Origin of the sequence: Curtobacterium sp. VKM Ac-1376 (assembly GCF_015351025.1) — a bacterium.
Lineage (GTDB): Bacteria > Actinomycetota > Actinomycetes > Actinomycetales > Microbacteriaceae > Curtobacterium.
The window spans coordinates 102,106-125,280 of sequence record NZ_JADKRV010000002.1 but is presented as its reverse complement, the minus strand read 5'-3'; the positions used below and the strand labels follow the sequence as shown (position 1 = coordinate 125,280).

The window sequence follows — 23,175 nt, the reverse complement described above, 5'->3', positions numbered from 1 at the left end:
TGACTTCGCGTGTCCACAGGGTCGTCAACGGAGCGCCGTCTTCGGCTCGGCACCCGACCACCGGTCCCGCTCTCACGAGTGGGCGGTCGTGTGCCAGGACACCAGGGACCACGCCCCCCGGTCGTGGTCGACACAACCGCAACAGGTCCGTAGCGATGTGCGAGAGCACGCCTGCGCGCCGAGAACACAGAAGGAGGACGGCACATGGCCGTCGTCACCATCCGCCAGCTGCTCGACAGCGGCGTCCACTTCGGACACCAGACCCGTCGGTGGAACCCGAAGGTGAAGCGCTTCATCCTCGCCGAGCGCTCGGGTATCCACATCATCGACCTGCAGCAGTCGCTGGCCTTCATCGACCGCGCGTACGACTTCGTCAAGGAGACGGTCGCGCACGGTGGCACGATCCTCTTCGTGGGCACCAAGAAGCAGGCGCAGGGCTCCATCGCCGAGCAGGCGACCCGCGTCGGCCAGCCGTACGTCAACCAGCGTTGGCTCGGCGGTCTGCTCACGAACTTCCAGACGGTCTCCAAGCGCCTCGCGCGCATGAAGGAGCTCGAGGAGATCGACTTCGACGACACGACGAAGGGCTTCACCAAGAAGGAGCTCCTCATCAAGAAGCGCGAGCTGGACAAGCTCCACAAGACCCTCGGTGGTATCCGTAACCTCACGCGGACCCCGAGCGCGCTCTGGATCGTCGACACGAAGAAGGAGCACCTCGCAGTCGACGAGGCGCAGAAGCTCGGTATCCCGATCATCGGCATCCTCGACACCAACTGCGACCCCGACGAGATCACCTACCCGATCCCGGGCAACGACGACGCGATCCGCTCCGTCGGTCTCCTCACCCGCATCGTTGCCGACGCCGCGGCCGAGGGCCTGAAGACCCGTCACAACGGCGGGGACGACGACGAGGCCAGCGAGCCCCTCGCCGCATGGGAGCAGGAGCTCCTCGGTGGCGACGACGCGGCCACGGCCGAGACGCCCGCCGCTCCGGCGGAAGGCAGCACCGTCGAGGAGAACGACGCTGACGCGCAGGTCGCCGCGAAGGAGATCGGCGAGCCGATCGCCGACGAGGCGAAGAACGCGGAGCCCACGGCCGAGGCCGAGGCAGCCGCGGAGACCACCCCCGCCGAGTGACCTGTCGCAGGCGCCGGATCCGACCGGGTCCGGCGCCTGCTTCGCCACTCTCCACACACGTACAGTCCAGAAAGGACTCCAGTCAATGGCAAACTTCACCGCTGCTGACGTGAAGAAGCTCCGCGAGGACCTCGGCGCCGGCATGATGGACGCGAAGAATGCGCTCGTCGAGGCCGACGGCGACTACGACAAGGCCGTCGAGCTGCTCCGCATCAAGGGTGCCAAGGCCGTCGCCAAGCGCGATGACCGTGCCACCTCCGAGGGTGTCGTCGTCGCGACCTCCGAGAACGGCGCCGCCACGGTCGTCGAACTGGCGAGCGAGACCGACTTCGTCGCGAAGAACGAGAAGTTCACGACCCTCGCCGACAAGGTGCTCGGTGCGGTCGCCGCCGCCGGTGCCGCCGACGTCGCGTCGGCCAACGCCGCACCCCTGGACGGCAAGACCGTCCTCGACGTCGTCAACGAGGCCGCCGCTGCGCTGGGCGAGAAGCTCGAGGTCCGAACGGTCCGCCGTGTCGAGGGTTCGGCCTTCGAGATCTACCTGCACAAGACCAGCCAGGACCTGCCGCCGCAGATCGCCGTCGTCATCGCGTACGAGGGTGACAACGCAGCGGAGGCCCGTTCGATCGCCCAGCACGTCGCGTTCGCGAACCCGACGTACCTGACGCGCGACGAGGTCCCGGCCGAGGCCATCGAGAAGGAGCGCGCGACCGTCGAGGCGATCACGCGCGAGGAGGGCAAGCCCGAGGCTGCGCTCCCGAAGATCGTCGAGGGCCGTCTGAACGCTTACATCAAGCAGGTGGCGCTCCTCGACCAGGACTACGCGAAGGACAACAAGATCTCCGTCGCGAAGGCCGCCGAGAACGCCGGCATCACCATCCAGGGCTTCGCCCGCGTCAAGGTCGGCGCGTAACGAACCCGTGACGGGGCCAGGAACCAACCGGTTCCTGGCCCCGTTTTCGCGCGCAGGTGCGCGCGACATCCGCGAGTACATTTCCACGAGACCACGACGAAGGGTGCGGACCAGATGACCGACGAGAAGACCGGACGACGCCGCGTACTGCTGAAGCTGTCGGGAGAGGCGTTCGGCGCCGGCTCCCTCGGTGTCAACCCCGACGTGATCGGCACCATCGCCAAGGAGATCGCCGTCGCCGCCCGTGAGGTCGAGATCGCGATCGTGGTCGGCGGGGGCAACTTCTTCCGTGGCGCCGAGCTCTCGCAGCGCGGCATGGACCGCGGTCGCGCCGACTACATGGGCATGCTCGGCACCGTGATGAACGCCCTGGCCCTGCAGGACTTCCTCGAGCAGGCCGGGGCCGCCACGCGCGTGCAGTCGGCCATCGCGATGACCCAGGTCGCCGAGCCGTACATCCCGCGGCGCGCCGAGCGGCACCTCGAGAAGGGCCGCGTCGTGATCTTCGGCGCCGGGGCCGGGCTGCCCTACTTCTCCACCGACACGGTCGCGGCGCAGCGGGCGCTCGAGATCAAGGCCGACGAGGTCCTCGTCGCCAAGAACGGCGTCGACGGGGTGTACACCGCCGACCCGAAGAAGGACGCCTCGGCCGAGAAACTGCACCACGTCACCTACCAGGACGCTCTGCTCAAGGGCCTGAAGGTCGTCGACGCCACCGCGTTCTCGCTCTGCATGGACAACGGCATGCCGATGCACGTCTTCGGCATGGAGGGCGACGGCAACGTCCAGGCAGCCATCCGCGGGGAGCGCATCGGCACCGTGGTCAGCAACTGACCCGCCGCGCTGACTAGACTCGACGCCAGTACCGAAGGAGTAACACCGTGATCAGTGATGTCCTCACCGAAGCCACCGAGAAGATGGCAAAGGCCGTGGAGGTCGCCAAGGACGACTTCTCGACCGTCCGAACCGGCCGGATCAACGCCGCGCTCTTCCAGAAGATCCCGGTCGACTACTACGGCACCCCGACGCCGCTCGCGCAGCTCGCGTCGCTGCAGACGCCCGAGGCCCGAACGCTCATCGTCACGCCGTACGACAAGTCCGCGCTGAAGGAGATCGAACGCTCCATCGCGACGTTCCCGAACCTCGGCGCCAGCCCGTCGAACGACGGCGAGATCGTCCGTGTGACGATCCCGGAGCTCACCCAGGACCGCCGCAAGGAGTTCGTGAAGCTCGTGCGCAGCAAGGGCGAGGACCACAAGGTCGTCATCCGGAACATCCGTCGCAAGGCCAAGGACGACCTCGACGCGCTCAAGGGTGAGATCTCCGACGACGAGATCTCACGCGGCGACAAGGACCTCGAAGCCTTGACGAAGAAGCACGTCGACCAGATCGACGACGCGCTGAAGAAGAAGGAAGCCGAACTCCTCGAGGTCTGATGCGTCGTCCCGACCAGGGCGATGACCGCCCCACAGCAGAGCACGGGCCCGCGTCGAGCGGGCCCGTGAAGCGGGGCCTCCGCCAGGACTTCGATGCCCGGGCTCGGGCCGCGCGCGCCGATTTCGAAGCGCAGGTCCGGCAGCGGAAGGCCGACCTCGGCGCACGCAACGAGGCGCTGACCGCTCGCACCGGGCGCAACCTGCCGGCGGCGATCGGCATCGCGCTCGCGTTCGCCGTCGTCATGCTCGGCACACTGCTCATCTGGCCCCCGTCCTTCATGGTCGCGGCGGCGTTCCTGCTCGGCGTCGGAGTGTACGAGCTCACGAGCGCGATGCGCTTCGCCGGGCGCGACGTCCCGCGGATCCCGAGCGTCGCGGTAGCGGTCGCCATCGTGCCCGCTGCGTTCCTCCTCGGACAGGCTGCAGCGCTCTTCACCCTGCTCGGCGGGATCGTGCTGATCAGCGTGTGGCGTCTGGTCGAGGTGGCCATCGCGAGGCCGCGTCCATCGGCGGGCAACGTGGTCCGCGACCTCACGAACGGCCTGTTCGTGCAGGCCTACGTGTCACTGCTCGGTGCCTGCGTCGTCCTGCTGTCAGCACAGCGCGACGGCCCGCTCTGGGTGATCGGGTTCATCCTGATCGTCGTCGCGGTCGACACCGGTGCCTACGCGACCGGACTGAACCTGGGCAAGCACCCGATGGCGCCGCGCATCAGCCCGAAGAAGACCTGGGAGGGCTTCGCCGGGTCCGTCGCGGCGAGCATCGTCGTCGGTATCCTGGTGGCCTGGCTCATGCTCGGACTGCCCTGGTGGACCGGTGTCGTGCTCGGCGTCCTCATCTCCGGGTCTGCCACGCTCGGCGACCTGACCGAGTCGATGATCAAGCGCGACCTCGGCATCAAGGACATCTCGTCGTTCCTGCCCGGACACGGCGGCCTGCTCGATCGCATCGACAGCATCCTTCCGTCGGCCGCGGTCGCCTACGTGCTGTACTTGGTCGTCAACCACTGACCGTTCATCGCCGACCGTCTCCGTGCGGCCTGAGTGTCGCGTTCAGCGCGTCCAGGTTGTGCCACGGGTCGGGACTGGCAGAATGACGCCGTGGCCACCACCTTCCCGACCGCAGCCCGTTCCGCCCTCGGTTACGACGTCGACGAAGTCGAGCGTTTCCTCGAGGACGCCCGGCGCGCCTACTCCGCCGACGACAGCGCCCCCGGGATCGAGGCCGCGAAGATCCGCGCCACCGCGTTCTCGATGCGGAAGGGCGGGTACTCCACGTCCCACGTCGACGCCGCACTCGAGCGCCTCGAGGACGCCTTCGCAGCCCGGGAGCGCGAGCGTGAGATGAGCGAGGTCGGCAAGAAGGCCTGGTACGCCGAGGCCCGGACGAAGGCGTCGGACGTCGTGGCGCGCCTCGAGCGTCCGGACGGTCAGCGGTTCAGCCGGGTCAGCGTGCTCGGCACCGGGTACCACCCGAAGGACGTCGACACGTTCGCCGCCCGACTCGCCGGCTACTTCCGCGAGGGCAAGCCACTCAGCCTGACCGAGGTCCGGTCAATCGTCTTCCGTCCGAAGCACGGTGGGTACCGTGAGGCCCAGGTCGACGCGCTGCTCGACGCCGTCGTCGAGGTGATGCTCGCGGTCCGGTGACGACGCGCCGTCCCCAGGTGCTTCGTTTTCCGTGATCGTTCCGTTATCCTGTTCCTACTCATGGGCAGGCACACGGCAGACATCAGCTCCGACCGCGATTCCCGCGAGCACCTCGGCCTCCAGGCTGCCGGTGAGCGCCGCGCGGCAATGCAGCGAACCCGCACGACCGACAGGTCGGCGCTCGGGGTGACCGCGCAGGCTCAGCCGGCGACGACGGTCGCCACGCCGAAGTCGGTGGCGGCGAACCGTGTCTCCGACGAGCGCGTCGCAGCCTTCGCCCACGACGTGGTCAGTGCACCGGTCGGCTCGCCTGCGCAGAAGCAGCGCCGCGCGACCGTGACGTCCACGGCAGCGGTCAGCCGTGTCTCCTCGGTGAACACGTTCGCCCGCAAGCGCGCCACCGTCCCGCTGTTCTCCTTCGTCGGCGTGTTCCTCTTCGTCGGCGGTTCACTCTTCAACCCGCTCCAGGCCGACGTCGCGCAGGCCGCTGTCGACACCCCGGTGCTCGTGAAGGCCCCGGCGCCACAGCAGTACACCGCGCACGGCACCTACGCCGAGGTCGCCGCGGAGCGCGACGGCTACGGCGTGACCGTCCCGGCGCCCAAGGTGGTCAAGCCCGTCGTCGAAGAGGACGAGGCCGACTCGGACACGACCGACGACACCGCGGATGCAGCAGCGACCGAGACCGCACCCGTCTCCGCTGCCAACGCGCTCGGCGCCGTTGCCGCCACGCCCGACCCCGGCAGCGCCCAGGCGATCGCGCTCGAGCAGGTCACAGCCCGCGGGTGGGGCACCGATCAGTACAACTGCCTCGTCTCGCTCTGGAACAAGGAGTCCGGCTGGCGGGTGAACGCCTACAACCCCAGCGGTGCGTACGGCATCCCGCAGGCGCTCCCAGGCAGCAAGATGGCCACCGCTGGTGCCGACTGGCAGACCAACCCCGCCACGCAGATCACCTGGGGCCTGAACTACATCGCCGGTGTCTACGGCACCCCGTGTGGTGCATGGGGTCACAGCCAGGCCAACAACTGGTACTGATCGGCTGCCGGGGTGCCGCGCAGCAACCGACCGCGGCGGCCCCGTGGTCGCGACCTCGACCATGACGAGGAGACCGCTCTCGACCGGCTGATGGGCGGGTGGAAGCGCACCGAGGTCCGCCGGGGCCGCGAGTACCAGGTCCAGCCGATCTCCGCCGCGTCCGCGCAGAAGGAGTACATCTGCCCGGGGTGCGGTGGCACCGTCGTGCCCGGCACCGCGCACGTGGTCGTCTGGCGTACCGACGGTGTCCTCGGCGACGCGGCAGACCTGGCGTCTCGGCGGCACTGGCACAACCACTGCTGGAGCATCGCATGACCGACCCCTCGACCGAGATCCGGTCCGCCACCGAGCTGCCCGCCCGCCGTACGGACGTGGAACTCGTCACGGATGACCACCTCACCCTCGTCGGGGAGCTCGCCGAACCGCTCGACGCCCCGGCCCGCGGCACGATCGTCACCCTCCACCCGCTGCCGACCGCGCACGGGTTCATGGACTCGCACGTGCTGAAGAAGGCGGCTGCCCGGCTGCCGGCCCTCGCCGACATCGCGGTCCTGCGGTTCAACTTCCGCTCGGTGACCTCGCCGCGCGGGACGTCCGAGGGGGTCTTCGGCGACGGTGTCGCAGAGGGGTTCGACCTGCGGGCGGCCGTCGCCGAGGTCGTCGACCGCGGGCTGCCGACTCCGTGGCTCGTGGGGTGGTCCTTCGGCACCGAGGTGATCCTCAAGCACGCGCTCGAACACGTCGAGGCCGGCAGGGTGGCCGGCGTGGTCCTGCTGTCGCCGCCGCTGCACCGCACGTCCGACGAGGAACTCGCGCGCTGGGCAGCCGTCGACGTGCCGGTCGTCGCCCTCGTGCCGGAGCACGACGACTTCCTGCAGCCGGCAGACGCTGCAGGGCGGTTCGCGCTCGCCCCGAACGTCCGGGTCGTCCCCGTCGCCGGTGCGAAGCACCTGTGGGTGGGGGAGCGGTACGTGCGGATCGTACTCGACGCCGTCGCCGACCTCGTGGTGCCGGGCAGCGCACCGATGCCGACGCACTGGCCGGTCTGACACGCACACCGCGCAATCTGGGCGGGCCCGTGACGTGCGCCAGCCCGTGGCGTGCGCCAGCTCGTGGCGTGCGCCGGCCTGGAGGCGCGGGGCGCGCCTCCAGGCCGGTGTCCGTCAGCGGCCGGTCGAGTCTTCGCCGTCGTCGGCCCGGGCCGACGACTCGCCGGGTGCGGTGCCCAGCAGCCCTGTGGCGTTCGTGAGGACGCCGCGGAGGTTCTCCAGGTACCCAGCGACCGCCTCGCGCTCGGTGCGGATGGCTGCCAAGCGGTCCTCGGCCTCGGCGATGACCCCCGCAGTGCGCTCCTCGGCCTCCGCGACCATGCGGTGCACGCGGTCCTGGGCGTCGGCGACGATGGTGCGGGCGTGCTCCTGGGCCTCGGCGGTGCTGGTGCGCTCGAGGTCGTCGGCCTCCTGCTGCAGGCGTTCGGCACGCTCACGGGCCTCGGTCGCGCGGCGGGTGGCCTCGGCGAGCTGCAGGTTCGCCTCGTCCAGGTACTTCTGCGTCTCGGTCACCGTCTCGTGGTGCTTCCGCAGGTAGTCCTGCTCGGCGTCGTCGCGGCGGGCGGCGAGCTCGGACTCGAGCGTGGTGCGGGCCTCATCGCGCTCCCGGGCGATCTCTGCACGGGCCTCGTCGCGCTCCTTCACCAGGTCGGCGCGGGCGGTGTCGATCTCCTGGCGCAGGGCGATGCGCTCGGCCTCGAGCACCCCGAGCTCGGCGGTGCGGCGGTCGGCGATCTCGGCGTCCACCTCGGCGTGCTCGCGCTCCCGTCGTGCGGCGATCGCGTTCTCGTGCTCGCGGACCGCCCGCTCGGCGGCCGCGTCGGCCTCGGCGCGTTCCTGTGCGATGCGGGTGTCGTGCTCCTCGAGTTCGCGGGCGATGCGGACGGAGGTCTCCTGCACCAGGCGCTCGTTCTCGATCCTGGTCTGCTCCTCGTCGACGCGGAGCTGGGCCCGCGCTGCCTCCGTCTCCTGCGCGAGCGCGGTCCGGGCGGCGGCGAGTTCGCGGTCCCATTCGGCGCGCGCGGCGGCGAGTTCCTCGTCGAGTTCGCGGCGGCGGTCGCCGAGCTCGCTGTCGAGCTCGGCGCGGCGGCGGGTGACCTCGGCCTCGAGCTCGGCGCGACCGGTCTCGAGCGCCAGGGCGTGGGCCTGCTGCTCCTCGTCGCGCTCCCGGTGCCACGCGGCTCGTCCTTCGGTGACCTCGCGCTCGAGGGCATCGCGCCGGGTGGTCTCCTCGCGGTCGAGGTCCTCCGTGCGCCGGGCGTGGTCGGCCTCGAAGACGGAGCGGCGGTGCTCGGTCTCACGGTCGAGTTCGGCAGCGGCGGTGCGGGCATCGGCCGACTCGCGCTGGGCGATCTCGCGCAGCTCGGCGACCTCGTGCTCGACCTGTGCGCGCAGCGCGTTGGTCTCGCGGATCGCGACGGAGCGGACCTCCGCGGCCTCGGTCACTGCAGCACCGCGGATCGCGGCAGCCTCGTTCCGGGCGTCCTGCGTGAGCAAGCCGGCCTCGGCACGAGCACGCTCGACGGTGTCGGCGGCCTCGGCTCGGGCGCGGGTGAGCTCGTTGGTGGCGCGGGTGCGGGCGTCCTCGAGGGTGTCGCTCGCCTCCTCCTGCGCCTCACGGACGGTGCGCTCGGCCTCGGCGCGGCTCGAGGCACGCAGGCGTTGCGCATCGATGTCGGCCTGGCTGATGAGCCTGGTCGACTGCTCCTCGGCGACGCGCAGTGTGGACTCGAGCCGGGTGCCCAGACCGCTGTAGGTGGGTGTGCCGGCCTCGTCGAGCTCGCCCTGCAGTTCGGAGACGCGGGCCTGCAGGAGACGGATCTCCTTCGCGGCCTCGGCGCGGTCGTTGTTCGACTTGATGAGCTCGCGGCGCAGGTCGTTCAGTGAGCGCTCGACCTCGTCGCGGCGGTACCCGCGCAGCTCGGTCCCGAACTCGGCCTCGTCGTTCGCCACGTGTCGCTCCTGGGTGGTCGGCGGAGGGCCCGGTTCGGCCCCCGGTTGATTGTAGTGCTGGCCGGACGGGGTCGTCTGAGTCCGGAGACAGCGCGGATTGATGCGCCGTCCAGCGTTGCTCGCTATTCTGAGTGGCTGATTCGCGCGCCGACATCCCCACCCCGGCGCGGTAGGGAGAGTGTTCGTGCGATTCGTCCTGGCGATCGTCAGTTTCGTCATCGGCCTGCTGCTCGTCGCGCTGGCGGTGGGACAGCGGACCGTGTTCGCCCCGCCGTCCTCGCTCGTCGCCGAGAGCACGACCACCAGTTCCGCTCCGGTCACCGTCATCCCCGGCTCGACCCTCAACGCGAACCCCGGGTACCAGCGCATCAACATTTCCGGGTCCGGCAAGGTGTTCGCCGCCTACGGCAAGACCGCCGACGTGGATGCCTGGGTCGGGGACGCCGAGCACACCACGCTCCGCTTCGACGCCGAGCAGGCCGCGCTCGTCGGCACCACCACCGGCACCGGGACGAGCGTCCCGTCGCCGAAGGGCAGCGACCTCTGGTACCAGGAGTACGACGGCGCCGGCCAGTTCACCGTCCGTCTGCCGCAGGACGTCTCCGTCCTCGTGGTGAGCGACGGCCGGGCGGCCGCCCCGAGTGACGTCTCCGTGACCTGGCCGCAGGACACCGCGACCCCTGCGGTCGGGCCACTGCTCGTCGCCGGCGGCGTGTTCGTCCTGGGAGGCCTCGTGCTGCTCGTCCTCGCGTTCCTGCACCAGCGCCGCGGTCGCGGTCCTCGCCGGCGCAGCGGTGGGACCCGCCCGCCCCGCGTCCGTGCCTCGCGCCGTGCCGCCGCCGCCGGTGCCCAGGTCCCGCGCCGTGGCCGCCGTGGCTCGCGTGCCTTCGTGGGCGTCCCGGTGCTGCTCGTCGGTGCCCTGACCCTGGCCGGGTGCTCGTCGGACTACTGGCCGCAGGGCGGCGACGACTCGCTCGCCACCCCGACACCCACCGCGACCGCGACGGGAGCGCCGGACACCACCGAGCCGACCGCCGCGACGAAGCAGCAGATCACGCGCGTCGTGCAGCGCATCGCCGCCGTGGCCGAGCAGGCCGACGGCGCGCGGGACGGCAAGCTCGCCGAGACCCGGTTCACCGGCGCCGCGCTCGAGCTGCGCCAGGCGAACTACTCGATCCGCGGCAAGGACTCCGACGTCGAGGCACCGCCGACGATCTCGGCAGGCCAGGTGTGCGTGGCCTTGCCGCAGCAGACCGAGGCCTGGCCCCGCACGGTGTTCACCATCGTCGCCGAGGACTGCGACGCCAAGTCGGCGCCGCAGGCCCTGACCCTCGTGCAGGACTCGGCGCGCGACCCCTACAAGGTCGCCTACGACGTCTCGCTCGAGGCGGACGCGAAGATCCCGAGCCTCGCCCCGACCTCGATCGGCGCAGCGCTCCTGGCGCCGGAGTCGAAGCTCCTGACGATCGCACCCGACCAGGTGGCGACCGCCTACGGCGACATCCTGTCGAAGGACACCGCCAGCGAGTACGCGGACCTGTTCGCGACCGAGGGTGACGCGCTCCGCACCACGATCGGCAAGGCCTACAAGGACAAGAAGGCCAAGGCCCTGCCGGACACGGCGGAGATCGAGTACTCGTCCGAGGTCCCGTCGGACTCCGCGGTCGCCATCGCGACCGACGACGCGGGCGCTCTCGTGTCCGCCGACCTGAACGAGATCGAGAAGGTGACCCCGACCGCATCGGGCGCCGAGGTCAACACCGAGGGTGCCGTGAAGGCGCTGTCCGGTGTCGACACCAGCACGAAGGGCATCAGCGCGACCTACAGCGTCCAGCTGCTCTTCTACGTGCCCCCGGTCGCCTCGGATGACAGAGTGGTCCTGCTCGGGTTCACGCAGGGCCTGACCGCAGCAAGTGAGGTGCAATGAGCAACATCCCCCCGACACCGTCCGGGCTCCGCGGAGCCGTCGACCTGTCGTCCCTCGTCGACCGCGCACAGCGGTCCTCCCAACCGCCCGTCGGCGCTCCGGCTCCTGCCGGTGGCCCGGCCGGTGCCGTCGCACCCGGAACCGAGACCGGCGCGGACCTGACGGTCCCGTCGCTCGTCATGGACGTCACCGACCAGACGTTCCAGGACGTCCTGCAGCTCTCGACCGTCGTCCCCGTCATCGTGGACATCTGGGCCGAGTGGTGCGGGCCGTGCAAGCAGCTCTCGCCGATCCTCGAGCAGCTCACCGCCGAGTACGGCGGCCGGGTGGTGCTCGCCAAGGTGGACGCCGACACGAACCCGCAGCTCGTGCAGGCGTTCCAGGCGCAGTCGATCCCGACGGTGGCGGCGGTCATCGGCGGACGCCCGCTCGGGCTCTTCGTCGGCGCCCTGCCCGAGGCGCAGGTCCGCGACGTCTTCGAGCAGGTCCTGCAGGCCGCTGAGGAGAACGGCGTGTCCGGCCGGGTCACCGTTGACGGGGCAGCCGCTCCCGAGGACGCCGCCGAGCAGGGCGAGCCAGAGCCGGAGCCGCTCCCGCCGCACCACCAGGCCGCGTACGACGCGATCGAGCGGGGCGACTTCGCCACCGCGATCGAGGAGTACAAGACCGCCATCCTGCAGGACCCGCACGACCAGATGGCCGTCGCGGGCCTCGCGCAGGTCTCGCTGCTCGACCGGTTGAACGGCCGGACTGCCGACGAGATCCGCGCCGCGGCAGCGGCAGGTCCGCAGGACGTGCAGGCACAGCTGGCCGTCGCCGACCTCGACATCTCGGGTGGACACGTCGAGGACGCCTTCGCGCGCCTCCTCGACCTCGTGCCCACGGTGTTCGGCGACGACCGCGAGGCACTCCGCGTGCGTCTGGTCGAGTACTTCGAGCTCATCGGCAGCGACGACCCGCGCGTGGTCGCGGCTCGCCGCCGTCTGGCGAACGCCCTGTACTAGCGCCGAACGGACACGAGCGGCGAGCGAGACGCCGTCGTCACAGCGAGACGCCGCCGGATACGGCCGCGTCTCGCTGTGTCCGCGGTGTCCAGCGGACACGACGGTGTCCTTCCGTGGTCGAGAACATGCGTGACGACGGACGGGAGGCGCGGTGCCAGATGGCACCGCGCCTCCCGTCCGTCCGTGCCCGCGGCTAGCGCGCCAGCTTCAGCCAGACCGCTCCGAGCGGCGGGACCACCAGGTGGGCCGAGGCAGGACGGCCTGCCCACGGGGTGTCCTCCGCGACGACGACGCCGAGGTTCCCCACGCCGGAGCCGCCGTACTCGGCGGCGTCGGTGTTCAGGACCTCGTGCCACTCGCCGGCGATCGGCAGACCGAAGCGCCGCTCCACCGGGACGCCCGAGAAGTTCACGAACACCGCGACCCGGTCGTCGCCGTCCTTCCGCAGGAACGCGAGCGTCGAGTGCGGGGCGTCGCCGCCCTCGAGCCACTCGAAGCCGTCGGCCGTCGAGTCCCGGGTCCAGAGCGCGGGGGAGTCCTTGTACACGCGGTTGAGCTCCGCGACGAGGTCCTGCACGCCCCGGTGGCCGGGCTGGTCGAGCAGCCACCAGTCGAGCCCCTTCGCCTCGGACCACTCCGAGGGCTGTGCGAACTCCTGGCCCATGAAGAGCAGCTGCTTGCCGGGGTGCGCCCACATGAACGCCAGGTAGGCGCGGACGTTCGCCAGTTTCTGCCACTCGTCGCCGGGCATCTTGCCGTACAGGGACCCCTTGCCGTGCACGACCTCGTCGTGACTGATCGGCAGGGTGAACTGCTCACTGAACGCGTAGACGAACGAGAACGTGATCTCGTCGTGGTGGTAGCTGCGGTACGCCGGGTCACGCTGCACGTACTCGAGCGAGTCGTGCATCCAGCCCATGTTCCACTTCTGGCCGAACCCGAGCCCGCCGGCGCTCGTCGGCCGAGTGACACCGGGCCACGAGGTGCTCTCCTCGGCGATCATCACGATGCCGGGGTACCGCTTGTACGCGGTGGCGTTCGTCTCCTGCAGGAACGCGACGGCGTCGAGGTTCTCGCGGCCGCCGTGGATGTTCGGCAGCCAGTCGGTGCGGGAGTAGTCGAGGTACAGGATCGAGGCGACGGCGTCGACGCGCAGGCCGTCGATGTGGAACTCCTCGAGCCAGTACAGCGCGTTGGCGACCAGGAAGTTCCGCACCTGCGGCTGCCCGAAGTCGAACACGTAGGTGCCCCAGTCGAGCTGCTCGCCGCGGCGGGGATCCGGGTGCTCGAACAGCGCGTGGCCGTCGAAACGACCGAGCGCCCACTCGTCCTTGGGGAAGTGCCCGGGGACCCAGTCCATGATCACGCCGATGCCGGCGGAGTGCAGTCGGTCGATCAGGTACCGCAGGTCGTCGGGCGAGCCGTACCGTGCGGTCGGCGCGTAGTACCCGGTGACCTGGTAGCCCCACGAGCCGCCGAACGGGTGCTCGGAGAGCGGCAGGAACTCCACGTGCGTGAAGCCCGTGTACTCCATGTGCCCGATGAGCTGGTCGGCGACCTCGCGGTACGACAGACCGGGTCGCCACGAGCCGAGGTGCACCTCGTAGACGCTCATCGGCTTGTCGTGCGTGGTCGTCTGGGCGCGCTGCTCCATCCACGCCCGGTCGCCCTCGGACCACGTGTACGTGGACTCGGTGATCACCGAGGCGGTCGCCGGGGCGATCTCCGCCTGTCGGGCGAAGGGGTCCGCTCGCTCGACCCAGCCCGAGTCGGTGAGGATCTGGAACTTGTACCGCTGCCCGACCACGGCACCGGGCCAGAACAGCTCCCAGACGCCGAGGTCGCTCAGGCGGCGCATCGCGGTGGTGCGGCCCTCCCAGCCCTCGAAGTCGCCGATCACGCGGACGGCGGTGGCCCGGGGGGCCCAGACCGCGAACGCGACGCCGTCGACGCCGTCTACGGCGCGGGAGTGCGCGCCGAGGTGGTGCCAGAGCTGCTCGTCACGGCCCTCGCCGAACAGGTGCAGGTCGAGTTCGCCGAGCGTCGGGGGGAACCGGTAGGCGTCGTCGCTCGTCCAGGTGGCGTCGTCGTCCTCGGAGGACTCGTCGTAGTCGTACTCGGACTCCACGCGGTAGCGGCCGAGCTGACCGGCGGTCGCACCGGCCCAGAGCCCGTCGCCCTCGTGGGTGAGTTCGATGTCGTCGCCGTCGGGGCGGACGACCCGCACGGCCCGGGCGAGGTGCCGGACGACGCGGACGCTCGTGCCGCCGTCGACGGGGTGCGGCCCGAGGACGTCGTGCGGTTGCGACCAGCGGCCCTCGGCGACCTGCTGACGGAGCCAGTCCTCGAGCGGGGCAGGACGGGGGTCGGTCGGGGGCCCTGCGGGAGCCGCGGCAGCAGCCGTGGGGGCGACCGGAGTGTCGACCGAGGCCGGCGGTACGACCGGGGTCGCGCCTCCTGACGGGGCCTTCGGGGCGTCGACCGTCGCGGCGGGCGCGACGGATGGCTCCCGTGGGTGCGTCGGGTCGGCCGGGTGACCGGCGAGCGTGGCGGACTCCGCGACGCCCCGGTCGGGCGCTTCGCGGTGCACCGGCGGTGCGCCGGGCAGGTCCTCGTCGGGAGCGGACACCCTGGGCTCGTACCGTGGCACGGCCGGCGGCGGAGGCGGTACCGGCGGGACTGCCGGTCCGCGCTTCGTGGGGTCGATCGGGTCGGTGGTCATTGGTGGGGTCCTTCCACGACGAGCAGGTGCACGGGCTCCTGGAACGCGTCCAGGCGGACGTAGTTCGACGCGCCCCAGACCCAGCGCTGACCGGTCACGACGTCACGGACGTCGAACTGGCCTTCGTCCGGCAGGCCGAGCGCTGCGAGGTCCAGGTACACGGTGGTCTCACGGGCGGAGTGCGGGTCGACGTTCGCGACGACGATCACCGTGTCGGCGCGACCCGACCGGATGAACTCGCCCGGCAGGTGCTTCGAGTACACGACGATCGCCGGGTCGTCGGCGGCGTGGACGTGCAGGTTGCGGAGCTGCCGGAGCGCGGGGTGCGCCGCACGGAGGCGGTTGAGCATCGTCACGTACGGAGCGAGGGACGCGCCCTCAGCCTCGGCCAGCGCGAAGTCGCGGGGCTTGTACTCGTACTTCTCGTTGTCGATGTTCTCTTCCGAGCCCGGTCGGGCGACGTCCTCGAAGAGTTCGTAGCCGGCGTACATGCCCCACGTCGGTGCCCCGGTGGCGGCGAGGGCGGCACGGACCTTGTAGCCGGCGCGCCCGCCGAACTGCAGGTACTCGGTCAGGATGTCCGGCGTGTTCACGAAGAGGTTCGGGCGCAGGTAGTCGCTCGTCTCGTGGGAGAGCTCGGTGAAGTACTCCTCGATCTCGTCCTTCGTGTTCCGCCACGTGAAGTACGAGTACGACTGCTGGAACCCGACCTCGGCGAGCGCCCGCATCATCGCCGGGCGGGTGAACGCCTCGGCGAGGAACACCGTGTCGGGGTGCTCGTCACGGATCTCGCGGATGACGCGCTCCCAGAACCACAGCGGCTTCGTGTGCGGGTTGTCGACGCGGAAGATGCGGACGCCGAACGCCATCCAGTGCCGCAGGACGCGCTCGACCTCCGTGACCAGCCCCTCGGGGTCCGTGTCGAACTGGATGGGGTAGATGTCCTGGTAGCGCTTCGGCGGGTTCTCGGCCGTGGCGATCGAACCGTCGGCGCGCTCCGTGAACCACTCGGGGTGCTCGGTGACCCATGGGTGGTCCGGGGAACACTGCAGCGCGAAGTCGAGCGCGACCTCCATGCCGGTGTTCTTCGCGGTCTCAACGAAGTCGCGGAAGTCGTCCTCGGTGCCGAGGTCCGGGTGGATCGCGTCGTGCCCGCCCTCCGGCGAACCGATCGCCCACGGGCTGCCCGGGTCGTTCGGCCCGGGGGTCAGCGTGTTGTTCGGACCCTTGCGTGCGGTGGTGCCGATCGGGTGGATCGGCGGCAGGTAGATGACGTCGAAGCCCATCCGGGCGACAGCCGGCAGACGGCGGGCCGCGGTGCGGAAGTCACCGCTCTTCCACGAGCCGTCGGCGTTCTTCTTCGCGCCCTCGCTGCGGGGGAAGAACTCGTACCAGGCGCCGACACCGGCGCGGGTGCGTTCGACGTCGAGCAGCTGCGTGGCGGAGTGCGTGCGGAGTGAGGTGAGCGGCGCTTCCTCGACCTCGGCGACGATCCGCGGGTCGTCGACGGCGGCCAGGCGTTCGGCCGGGTCGAGGTCGCGGTCGCGGACACGTGCGGCGGCACGGGTGGCTGCGGGGGAGTCGGTCTCCCCGGCCAGGCGGTCGAGCAGCACCCCGCCGTCGAGCAGGGTCGCCTCGGTGTCGACGCCGGCCGCGATCTTCAGGCGTGCAGCGTGCAGCCAGGTCGCCCAGTCGTCGGAGTACGACTCGACGTGCCAGGTCCACACGCCGACGTGGTCGACCTGGACGGTCGCCTCGTAGCGGTCGGTGCCCGGGGCACCGGGGGTCATGGGGACGGTGCGGGTTCCACCGTCTGGGCGTTCGATCACGAGGTCGGCGCCGATGATGCCGTGTCCTTCTCGGAAGACGGTTGCACCGAACGTGATCACCTCGCCGTCGAATGCCTTGCCGGGGAAGCCGTTCGGCGTCCTCGGGGCGAGCTCGGTGATCGGGATGCGCCCGATCTTCGGGCGGCGGGGTCGGTCTGCGGTGGCCACGGAAGCGACGCTACCCGGCGAGCGGCTCCGCGTTCCCCGTTTTCCGCCCGCTGGGGATGGCCGGGCGCGCCGTGGAGCCTGTGGAGAACCGGACGGGAGGCGCGTGGCGGGGCCGCCACGCGCCTCCCGTCCGCCTGTCGAAGCGGTGCCGGGCCGCGCCCGCCTGGGCGCGCTACGCCACCTCGAACAGGTGGATGCCGGGGCCGTAGGCCGTGAAGACCTGGCCCGCCGGCCGGAGTCGCTCGTGGTCGCGGTGCTTCTCGCTCGACCAGACAAGGCGGTACCCCAGGACGTCCTCGCGCGCCGGCAGGGTCATGTCGCGGGTGCGGCCGCTGCCGTGCACGACGACGAGCACGCGGTCGAACGGTTCGTGCTCCGGTGTCGACTCCGCGAAGTACTGCAGGGCGCGGTGCACCGGCTGGTCCCACCCCTCGAGCGTCATCGGGTGCCCGTCCGGCCCGTACCAGGACATCCGCGAGGCCCCAGGGGTCTCCTGCCCCTCGACGCCGAAGCGCGTCGGGCGGAGCGCCGGGTGCGCCTGTCGGAACCGGGCCAGGGCGGCGACGGCCTCGGTCATGGTCTCGGCGTCCTCGTCGTCGGACCAGTCCACCGGGGTCAGGTCGTCGGACACGACGTACGCGTTGTTGTTGCCGTGCTGCGTGCGGCTCCGCTCGTCACCGGCGGTCAGCATCGGCACCCCGGCGGAGAGCACGAGCGTCGCCATCAGGTTCCGCATCGACCTGCCCCGGGCGGCGCGGACACCGCGGTCGGCGGTGTCCCCCTCGACGCCGTGGTTGAAGGAGCGGTTGTCGTTCGAGCCGTCGCGGTTGTCCTCACCGTTCGCCTCGTTGTGCTTGTCGTCGTACGACACCAGGTCGAGCAGGGTGAAGCCGTCGTGGGCGGTGACGAAGTTCACGCTGGCCAGCGGACCGCGATCGGCGCCGAAGACACTCCTCGACCCCGACATCGCCGCGGCCAGACCGCCGATGCCGGCCTGCGGCATGCCGGTGCGGCGCTCCTCGGCGATGTCCGTGAGCCAGAACTGCCGGACGGTGTTGCGGAAGCCGTCGTTCCACTCGCTCGTGCGTTCCCCAGCCGCGCCGAAGGCCCCGGTCTTCCAACCGTCGGGGCCGACGTCCCACGGTTCCGCGATGACCAGGGTGTCCTGCAGGTCGGGGTGGTTCCGGATCCGCTCGAGCAGCGGGTGCGACGGGTCGAAGCGGTGTTCGGCGTCGCGGGCCAGGGCGGCCATCAGGTCGAAGCGGAACCCGTCGACCTGCACCTCGCGCGCCCAGTACACCAGGCTGTCCACGATGAGGTCGGCGGTGGCCTCGACCGAGGTGTCCAGGGTGTTCCCGCAGCCGGAGGTGTCGTAGTAGCTGTCCCGGTACGGGGAGACGGAGGGTGCCCAGCGGTACCGGTTCGCACCGTCGATGCCCCGGAGGCTCGTCGTCGGGCCGCCGAGGCCCTCTTCCGCCGTGTGGTTGTAGACGACGTCGAGCACGACCTGGACGCCGGCCTCGTGCAGCAGCCGCACCATGCCCTTGAACTCGCGCAGGACCGCGTCCGCGCCGGCTTGCTGCGCTGGTGCCGAGGCGTGGGCGGCGTGCGGGGCGAAGAACCCGAGCGTGTTGTAGCCCCAGGCGTTCTCGCGGCCGGCGTCGCGCAGCCAGTTCTCGGTGTCGAACGCGTGCACGGGCAGCAGCTCGAGCGTCGTGACGCCGATGCGGTGCAGGTGCGCGATCGTGCTCTCGTGCGCGACCCCTGCGTACGTGCCGCGCAGGTGCTCCGGCAGGTGCGGGTTCGCGGCGGTCAGCGTGCGCACGTTCGCCTCGTAGACGACGGCGCGGTCGAGCGGGACCTGCGGCTTGACGACGCCGCCCCAGTCGAAGGCCTGGTCGACGACGACGCTCGTCCAGCGGGGGCCGGCCGTTTCGTCGCTCCCGGTCGGCAGGATGCCGCGCGCGTACGGGTCGAGCAGCGGCCGCGTCGGGTCGAACTCGTGCCGCGGGCCCACCGGCCCGTCGACGAGCAGGTGGTACCGGTCGCCGGGCACGACCCCGGGGATCTCAACGGTCCACACGTCGGTGTCCGGCACGCGCTCGAGCGGGTGACTGGTCGGCTGCCCGTCCGCACCCTCGACGACGAGCACGACGCCCGTTGCGGTGGCGGACCGCAGGGAGAACCGCGGGACGGCGCCCCCGAGGGAGAACCCCGGCATGTGGTCGATCGCTGTCTCGTGCACCCGACAAGGGTACGAGGACCGGCGCGTATCCTGGACATCACTCGTTCCAGGGGGTGCATTTGTCGGTCTACCTCGACCACGCCGCGACGACGCCGATCCTGCCGGAGGCGCTCGCCGCCTTCACCGACGCGCTCGGGACCGTCGGCAACCCGTCGTCCATCCACAGCGCCGGGCAGCGCGCCAAGATGCTGCTCGAGGACGGCCGTGCCGCCGTCGCCCGGTCGCTCGACGCCGACCCCGTCGAGGTCGTGTTCACCTCCGGCGGCACCGAGAGCATCAACCTCGCCGTGAAGGGCCTGTTCTGGGCCCGGCAGCGCGACCGCCGGCGGCGCCGCATCGTCGTCCCCGGCGGCGAACACCACGCCACAGTCGACACCCTGACCTGGCTGGAGACGCACGAGGGCGCCGTGATCGACGTGGTCCCGTTGGACGGGCAGGGTCTCGTCGACCTCGTCGGCCTGGAGGCGCGGCTCGCCGACGCCTCGGACGTCGCCCTGGTCACGTTCCTGTGGGCGAACAACGAGGTGGGCACCATCCAGCCCGTCTCACGGATCGTCGACCTCGCGCATGCCGCTGGCGTGCCAGTGCACAGCGACGCGGTCGCCGCCTACGGGCAGGTGCCGGTGTCCTTCGCGGCGTCGGGCCTCGACGCGCTCAGCGTCTCCGCGCACAAGATCGGCGGGCCCGTCGGGATCGGCGCCCTCGTGCTCGGCCGGAAGGCCACCATCGAACCCCTCATCCACGGTGGCGGGCAGCAGCGACAGGTCCGGAGCGGGACGCAGGACGCCCCCGCGGCTGCCGCGTTCGGTGTCGCCGCCACCGCGGTCGTCGCCGAACCGATGCCGCACCCCTCGCTCGTCGCCCTGCGGGACCGGCTCGTCGCCGGCGTGCGGGCCGCCGTGCCGTCGGCGGTGCTGATGGGGGACCCGGTCGGCAGGCTGCCGGGCAACGCGCACTTCACGTTCCCCGGGTGCGAGGGCGACTCGCTCCTGTTCCTGCTCGACGCGGCCGGGGTGGCGGTCTCGACCGGTTCGGCGTGCCAGGCCGGGGTGCCCGAGGCATCGCACGTGCTGCTCGCGATGGGGCTGTCCGAGCAGGACGCGCGTGGTGCACTCCGGATCACCCTCGGCCACACGTCGACCGGCGCGGACGTCGACGCGTTCCTGGCGGCGCTGCCGGACGCTGTCGCACGGGCCGGTGTTGCCGGCATGGCGTCGAGGGAACCGCTGCTGGGGCGGTGGTCCTGAGGACCGCGGAGGGACCGCTGGACACGCGTCCGGCTCACTCCGCGCGTCGCGACACGGTCCGGAACCCGGCGTTCCCCGTCGACGAGTCCGGGGTGTTCTGCGACCGGGCCGCGTTCCGGTACCGGTTGCAGTACGAGTCATGGCACAGGTACGACCCGCCGCGCATCACCCGCGGCCGGTCTCGGCCGTCGGCGGCAGGACCGGGACCGGGACCGGCCGGATCCTGGACCGTCCCCAGCTGTGCGTCGCGAGAGTAGGTCCCGTCGTCGAACACGTCCGAGCACCACTCCCACACGTTGCCGACGGTCTGCCACAGCCCGTAGCCGTTCGGCGTGAAGGAGCGGACGGGTGCTGTGGTGAGGTACCCGTCGTCGAGCGTGTTCGAGGTCGGGAACCGTCCCTGGAAGATGTTCACCCGCCAGTCGCGGCCGTCCCCGTCGTGGGCCCCGAGATCATCGCCCCACGGGTAGCGTGCGCCGTCGAGGCCACCGCGGGACGCCGCCTCCCACTGCGCCTCCGTCGGAAGTGTGCGACCTGCCCAGTCGCAGTAGGCGACCGCGTCGTTCCATGAGACGTGCACGACCGGGTGATCGCCGATGCCGACCACCGAGGACCGCGGACCGCCGGGGTGGCGCCAGTCCGCTCCGCGCACGCCCAGCCACCAGGGCGTCGAGGGCGGCTGGCCGAGGACGTCGTCGTCATCGGCATCGAGCGCGAGGTGGAACACCGCCGAGTACCCGAACACCTCGGCCTCGGTTCGGTACCCCGTGGCGCGGACGAACCGTGCGAAGTCGTCGTTCGTGACGCTCGTCGTGTCGATGTCGAACGCGGTGATCGAGACCGCGTGCACCGGCGTCTCGCCGTCGCCCCACCTGCCGTCGCCGAGCGTGTCGCCCATCCGGAACGTCTGCGCGGGGATGGTGGCCTGCTCGATCAGGTGGACGGGCCGATCTGCTGAACGCGGCGCGTCCGCCCGGATCGGCGGCGCACTGCCCGGCCCCTGGGCCGACCCCTGCGCTCGCGCCGAGAGCGAGGGGCGGCCCGTCGGTGCACAGCAATCGTGTTCACCGGAGCTGTCGTGTTCCATCACGCTCCCATCATCCACCGGTCACCTGCCACCGGCGGTCAGGCCCGCGCAGGGGACCGGTGCCCGGCCGGCGATCGAGGCGCGCTGCAGTTCGGGGTCGGTCGACCACCGTCCGGGAGTGGTCCGGCTCAGCTGTTCTCGAATGCCGAGAGGGTCGCGTCGTGGTCCGCGCCTCCGACGGCGAACATCGGCGTCATCCAGTGGTAGAAGTTGTCACCCCTCGCCCGCAACTGCTCGTAGAGCGCTGTCATCATCGTGTCGCGGTGGGGCCGGGAGTCCGGGTCGTCGATGCGGTTCGTGAGTTCCGACGGGTCGCGTTCGAGGTCGTAGAACTCGTTGACGGATTCCGGGTTCACCACCAGTTTGTGGGTGCGGGAACGGAGCATCCGCTGCGGGTACGGGAAGTGGTGCCCGTGGTACTCGCAGAGGATCGTGTCCGCCCACGCGGGATGTCCGCCCTCGACGAGTGGGACGAGTGAGCGAGAGTCCACAGCGGGCGCCGGATCGAGGTCCGCTACCTCGAGGATCGTCGCGGTGAAGTCCGTCAACGAGACCAGTTCGTCGCGCACCTGCCCTTCCGGTGCGCCGGGGATCCTGACCAGACCCGGTATCCGGTAGATGTCGTCGTACATGGCAGGACCCTTGTCGTGCAGACGGTGCGACCCGGTGAACTCGCCGTGGTCGGCCGTGAACATGATGGCGGTGGAGTCGAGGAGGCCGAGTCGTTCCACCGCGTCGAGGATCCGACCGATCTCGAGGTCGATCATGGTGACGTACCCCCAGTACGCGGCGATGAGTTTCCGGGAGACGGACTCCGGCAGGGTGTCGTAGGTCCACAGCCCCGAGTAGTTCTTCTGCACCGGTGGTTTGTTCTCGAACGTCTCAGCGACGGACTCGGGCAGCGGTACCGCGTCCGGGTCGTACAGGTCGAAGAACGCGTCCGGGAGGATGTAGGGCAGGTGTGGCCCGAAGAAGTGCGTCGCGAGGAAGAACGGTCGCCCGTCGCGGTGCCCGAGGGCGAATCGTTCGAGCATCTCGATGCTGCGGTCGGCGAGGTAGTGCTCGAACGTCGCCTCGAGCGGCTGGTGAAGCCGTGCCGCGAGCAGGTTGCCCGCACCGCCGTTCGGCGTCACCCCGCGGATCTTGTCGCTGATCTCGTACGGGGGGAGATCGTTGTCGGCCAGGTACCGCAGGTAGTCGGGATGGTCGACGGGGTTGTGCCAGCCGTTGAACTCCGGCCCCTCGAACCCGTACGTCGCGGCGGTCTTCTCGACGCCGCCGTGCCATTTGCCCACCAGGCCGAGCTGGTAGCCCGCGTCCCGCAGTGCCTCGGCGAAGGTGAACTGACCGTCCGCGAGGTCTTCGATGTAGCCGACGTTCCGTTCGTAGTTCGCGAGCAGTTTGTGGCGGAACGGCGCGGCCCCGGTCAGCAGGCTCGCGCGCGCCGGGGTACAGATGGCCGTCGGGGTGAAGGTGGCCTCGAAGCGGGTGCCCATGGCGGCGATCCGGTCGAGGTTCGGCGTCTGGACGGTGCCGTTGCCGTAGGCCCCGAGCGTCGAGCGGGTGTGCTGGTCCGTCATGAGGAACAGGATGTTGTCCGCCACGGGGTGTCCTTTCTGCGGGGGAGCGTGGAGCTGTCGCGGCGGCTCGGCGCCCCCACAGGCCCATCGTAGGAACGCCCTCGGGTCGCTCGCCAACCGGATCGGGCCGAATCCCGGTGCGACCGGAGCGTTTTGTCGAGTTCTGTCGAACATCCGACAGAACGTCTGCA

Annotated in this window: 18 protein-coding genes; 12 read left to right on the top strand and 6 right to left on the bottom strand. The window is 70.8% G+C overall.

Going from position 1 to position 23,175, the window contains the following annotated elements; translation table 11 throughout:
- Positions 1-204 precede the first annotated feature (204 nt).
- The 9 genes from rpsB (at position 205) to ITJ56_RS03415 (ending at position 7,222) form a co-directional block, all read left to right on the top strand.
- A complete protein-coding gene (rpsB, locus tag ITJ56_RS03455) occupies positions 205-1,137 on the top strand; it encodes a 30S ribosomal protein S2 (RefSeq protein WP_194627691.1) in 933 nt (310 codons plus the stop codon).
- Positions 1,138-1,222: 85 nt separating this feature from the next.
- Positions 1,223-2,050 (top strand): translation elongation factor Ts, encoded by an 828-nt coding sequence (gene tsf / locus ITJ56_RS03450; protein ID WP_194627690.1) that lies wholly within the window; start codon positions 1,223-1,225, stop codon positions 2,048-2,050.
- 114 nt (positions 2,051-2,164) lie between these two features.
- Positions 2,165-2,884: a UMP kinase gene (gene pyrH / locus ITJ56_RS03445; protein WP_017888241.1), complete on the top strand. Its 720-nt coding sequence runs from the start codon at positions 2,165-2,167 to the stop codon at positions 2,882-2,884.
- Positions 2,885-2,931: 47 nt separating this feature from the next.
- Positions 2,932-3,486 carry a ribosome recycling factor gene (gene frr / locus ITJ56_RS03440; protein ID WP_194627689.1) on the top strand — a complete coding sequence of 185 codons (555 nt, stop codon included), beginning with the start codon at positions 2,932-2,934 and terminating at the stop codon, positions 3,484-3,486.
- A gap of 65 nt (positions 3,487-3,551) precedes the next feature.
- The gene (locus ITJ56_RS03435) at positions 3,552-4,496 is read left to right on the top strand and encodes a phosphatidate cytidylyltransferase (protein WP_194627688.1); all 945 of its coding nucleotides are present in this window, start codon (positions 3,552-3,554) and stop codon (positions 4,494-4,496) included.
- Positions 4,497-4,586: 90 nt separating this feature from the next.
- Positions 4,587-5,135, top strand: a complete 549-nt coding sequence (locus tag ITJ56_RS03430) for a DivIVA domain-containing protein (RefSeq protein ID WP_194627687.1) — start codon at positions 4,587-4,589, stop codon at positions 5,133-5,135.
- A gap of 285 nt (positions 5,136-5,420) precedes the next feature.
- Positions 5,421-6,173 carry a transglycosylase SLT domain-containing protein gene (locus ITJ56_RS18270; RefSeq protein ID WP_416354748.1) on the top strand — a complete coding sequence of 251 codons (753 nt, stop codon included), beginning with the start codon at positions 5,421-5,423 and terminating at the stop codon, positions 6,171-6,173.
- 12 nt (positions 6,174-6,185) lie between these two features.
- Positions 6,186-6,488 (top strand): hypothetical protein, encoded by a 303-nt coding sequence (locus tag ITJ56_RS03420; protein ID WP_194627686.1) that lies wholly within the window; start codon positions 6,186-6,188, stop codon positions 6,486-6,488.
- The gene (locus ITJ56_RS03415) at positions 6,485-7,222 is read left to right on the top strand and encodes an alpha/beta hydrolase (RefSeq protein WP_194627685.1); all 738 of its coding nucleotides are present in this window, start codon (positions 6,485-6,487) and stop codon (positions 7,220-7,222) included. The genes ITJ56_RS03420 and ITJ56_RS03415 overlap by 4 nt, the downstream gene beginning before the upstream one ends.
- Positions 7,223-7,336: 114 nt before the next feature.
- Here ITJ56_RS03415 and ITJ56_RS03410 read toward each other — a convergent pair whose 3' ends face one another.
- Positions 7,337-9,175, bottom strand: a complete 1,839-nt coding sequence (locus tag ITJ56_RS03410) for a hypothetical protein (RefSeq protein WP_194627684.1) — start codon at positions 9,173-9,175, stop codon at positions 7,337-7,339.
- Between the two features lie 184 nt (positions 9,176-9,359).
- On the opposite strand from ITJ56_RS03410, the gene ITJ56_RS03405 reads away from it, so the two are divergent.
- Together ITJ56_RS03405 and ITJ56_RS03400 are read left to right on the top strand one after the other, a co-directional pair.
- Positions 9,360-11,102 (top strand): hypothetical protein, encoded by a 1,743-nt coding sequence (locus tag ITJ56_RS03405; protein WP_194627682.1) that lies wholly within the window; start codon positions 9,360-9,362, stop codon positions 11,100-11,102.
- Positions 11,099-12,106, top strand: coding sequence for a tetratricopeptide repeat protein (locus tag ITJ56_RS03400; RefSeq protein WP_194627680.1), 1,008 nt, complete (start codon positions 11,099-11,101; stop codon positions 12,104-12,106). The genes ITJ56_RS03405 and ITJ56_RS03400 overlap by 4 nt, the downstream gene beginning before the upstream one ends.
- Before the next feature lie 193 nt (positions 12,107-12,299).
- On the opposite strand, the gene glgB is transcribed toward ITJ56_RS03400, so the two are convergent.
- The 3 genes from glgB to ITJ56_RS03385 form a co-directional block, all read right to left on the bottom strand.
- Positions 12,300-14,828: a 1,4-alpha-glucan branching protein GlgB gene (gene glgB, locus ITJ56_RS03395; protein ID WP_194627678.1), complete on the bottom strand. Its 2,529-nt coding sequence runs from the start codon at positions 14,826-14,828 to the stop codon at positions 12,300-12,302.
- Complete coding sequence (locus tag ITJ56_RS03390; RefSeq protein ID WP_194627676.1) at positions 14,825-16,825, bottom strand: alpha-1,4-glucan--maltose-1-phosphate maltosyltransferase; 2,001 nt, start codon at positions 16,823-16,825, stop codon at positions 14,825-14,827. Before ITJ56_RS03390 ends, glgB begins: the two co-directional genes overlap by 4 nt.
- Positions 16,826-16,997: 172 nt before the next feature.
- Entirely contained in the window at positions 16,998-19,070 is a 2,073-nt protein-coding gene (locus ITJ56_RS03385; RefSeq protein WP_194627675.1) for a glycogen debranching protein, read from the bottom strand.
- A gap of 59 nt (positions 19,071-19,129) precedes the next feature.
- Here ITJ56_RS03385 and ITJ56_RS03380 point away from each other — a divergent pair, with 59 nt between their 5' ends.
- The gene (locus tag ITJ56_RS03380) at positions 19,130-20,317 is read left to right on the top strand and encodes a cysteine desulfurase family protein (RefSeq protein WP_194627673.1); all 1,188 of its coding nucleotides are present in this window, start codon (positions 19,130-19,132) and stop codon (positions 20,315-20,317) included.
- 34 nt (positions 20,318-20,351) lie between these two features.
- Here ITJ56_RS03380 and ITJ56_RS03375 read toward each other — a convergent pair whose 3' ends face one another.
- On the bottom strand, positions 20,352-21,236 hold the full coding sequence (locus ITJ56_RS03375) for a formylglycine-generating enzyme family protein (protein WP_416354747.1): 885 nt from the start codon (positions 21,234-21,236) through the stop codon (positions 20,352-20,354).
- 296 nt (positions 21,237-21,532) lie between these two features.
- Complete coding sequence (locus ITJ56_RS03370; RefSeq protein ID WP_323749709.1) at positions 21,533-23,008, bottom strand: sulfatase-like hydrolase/transferase; 1,476 nt, start codon at positions 23,006-23,008, stop codon at positions 21,533-21,535.
- Between the last annotated feature and the right edge of the window lie 167 nt (positions 23,009-23,175).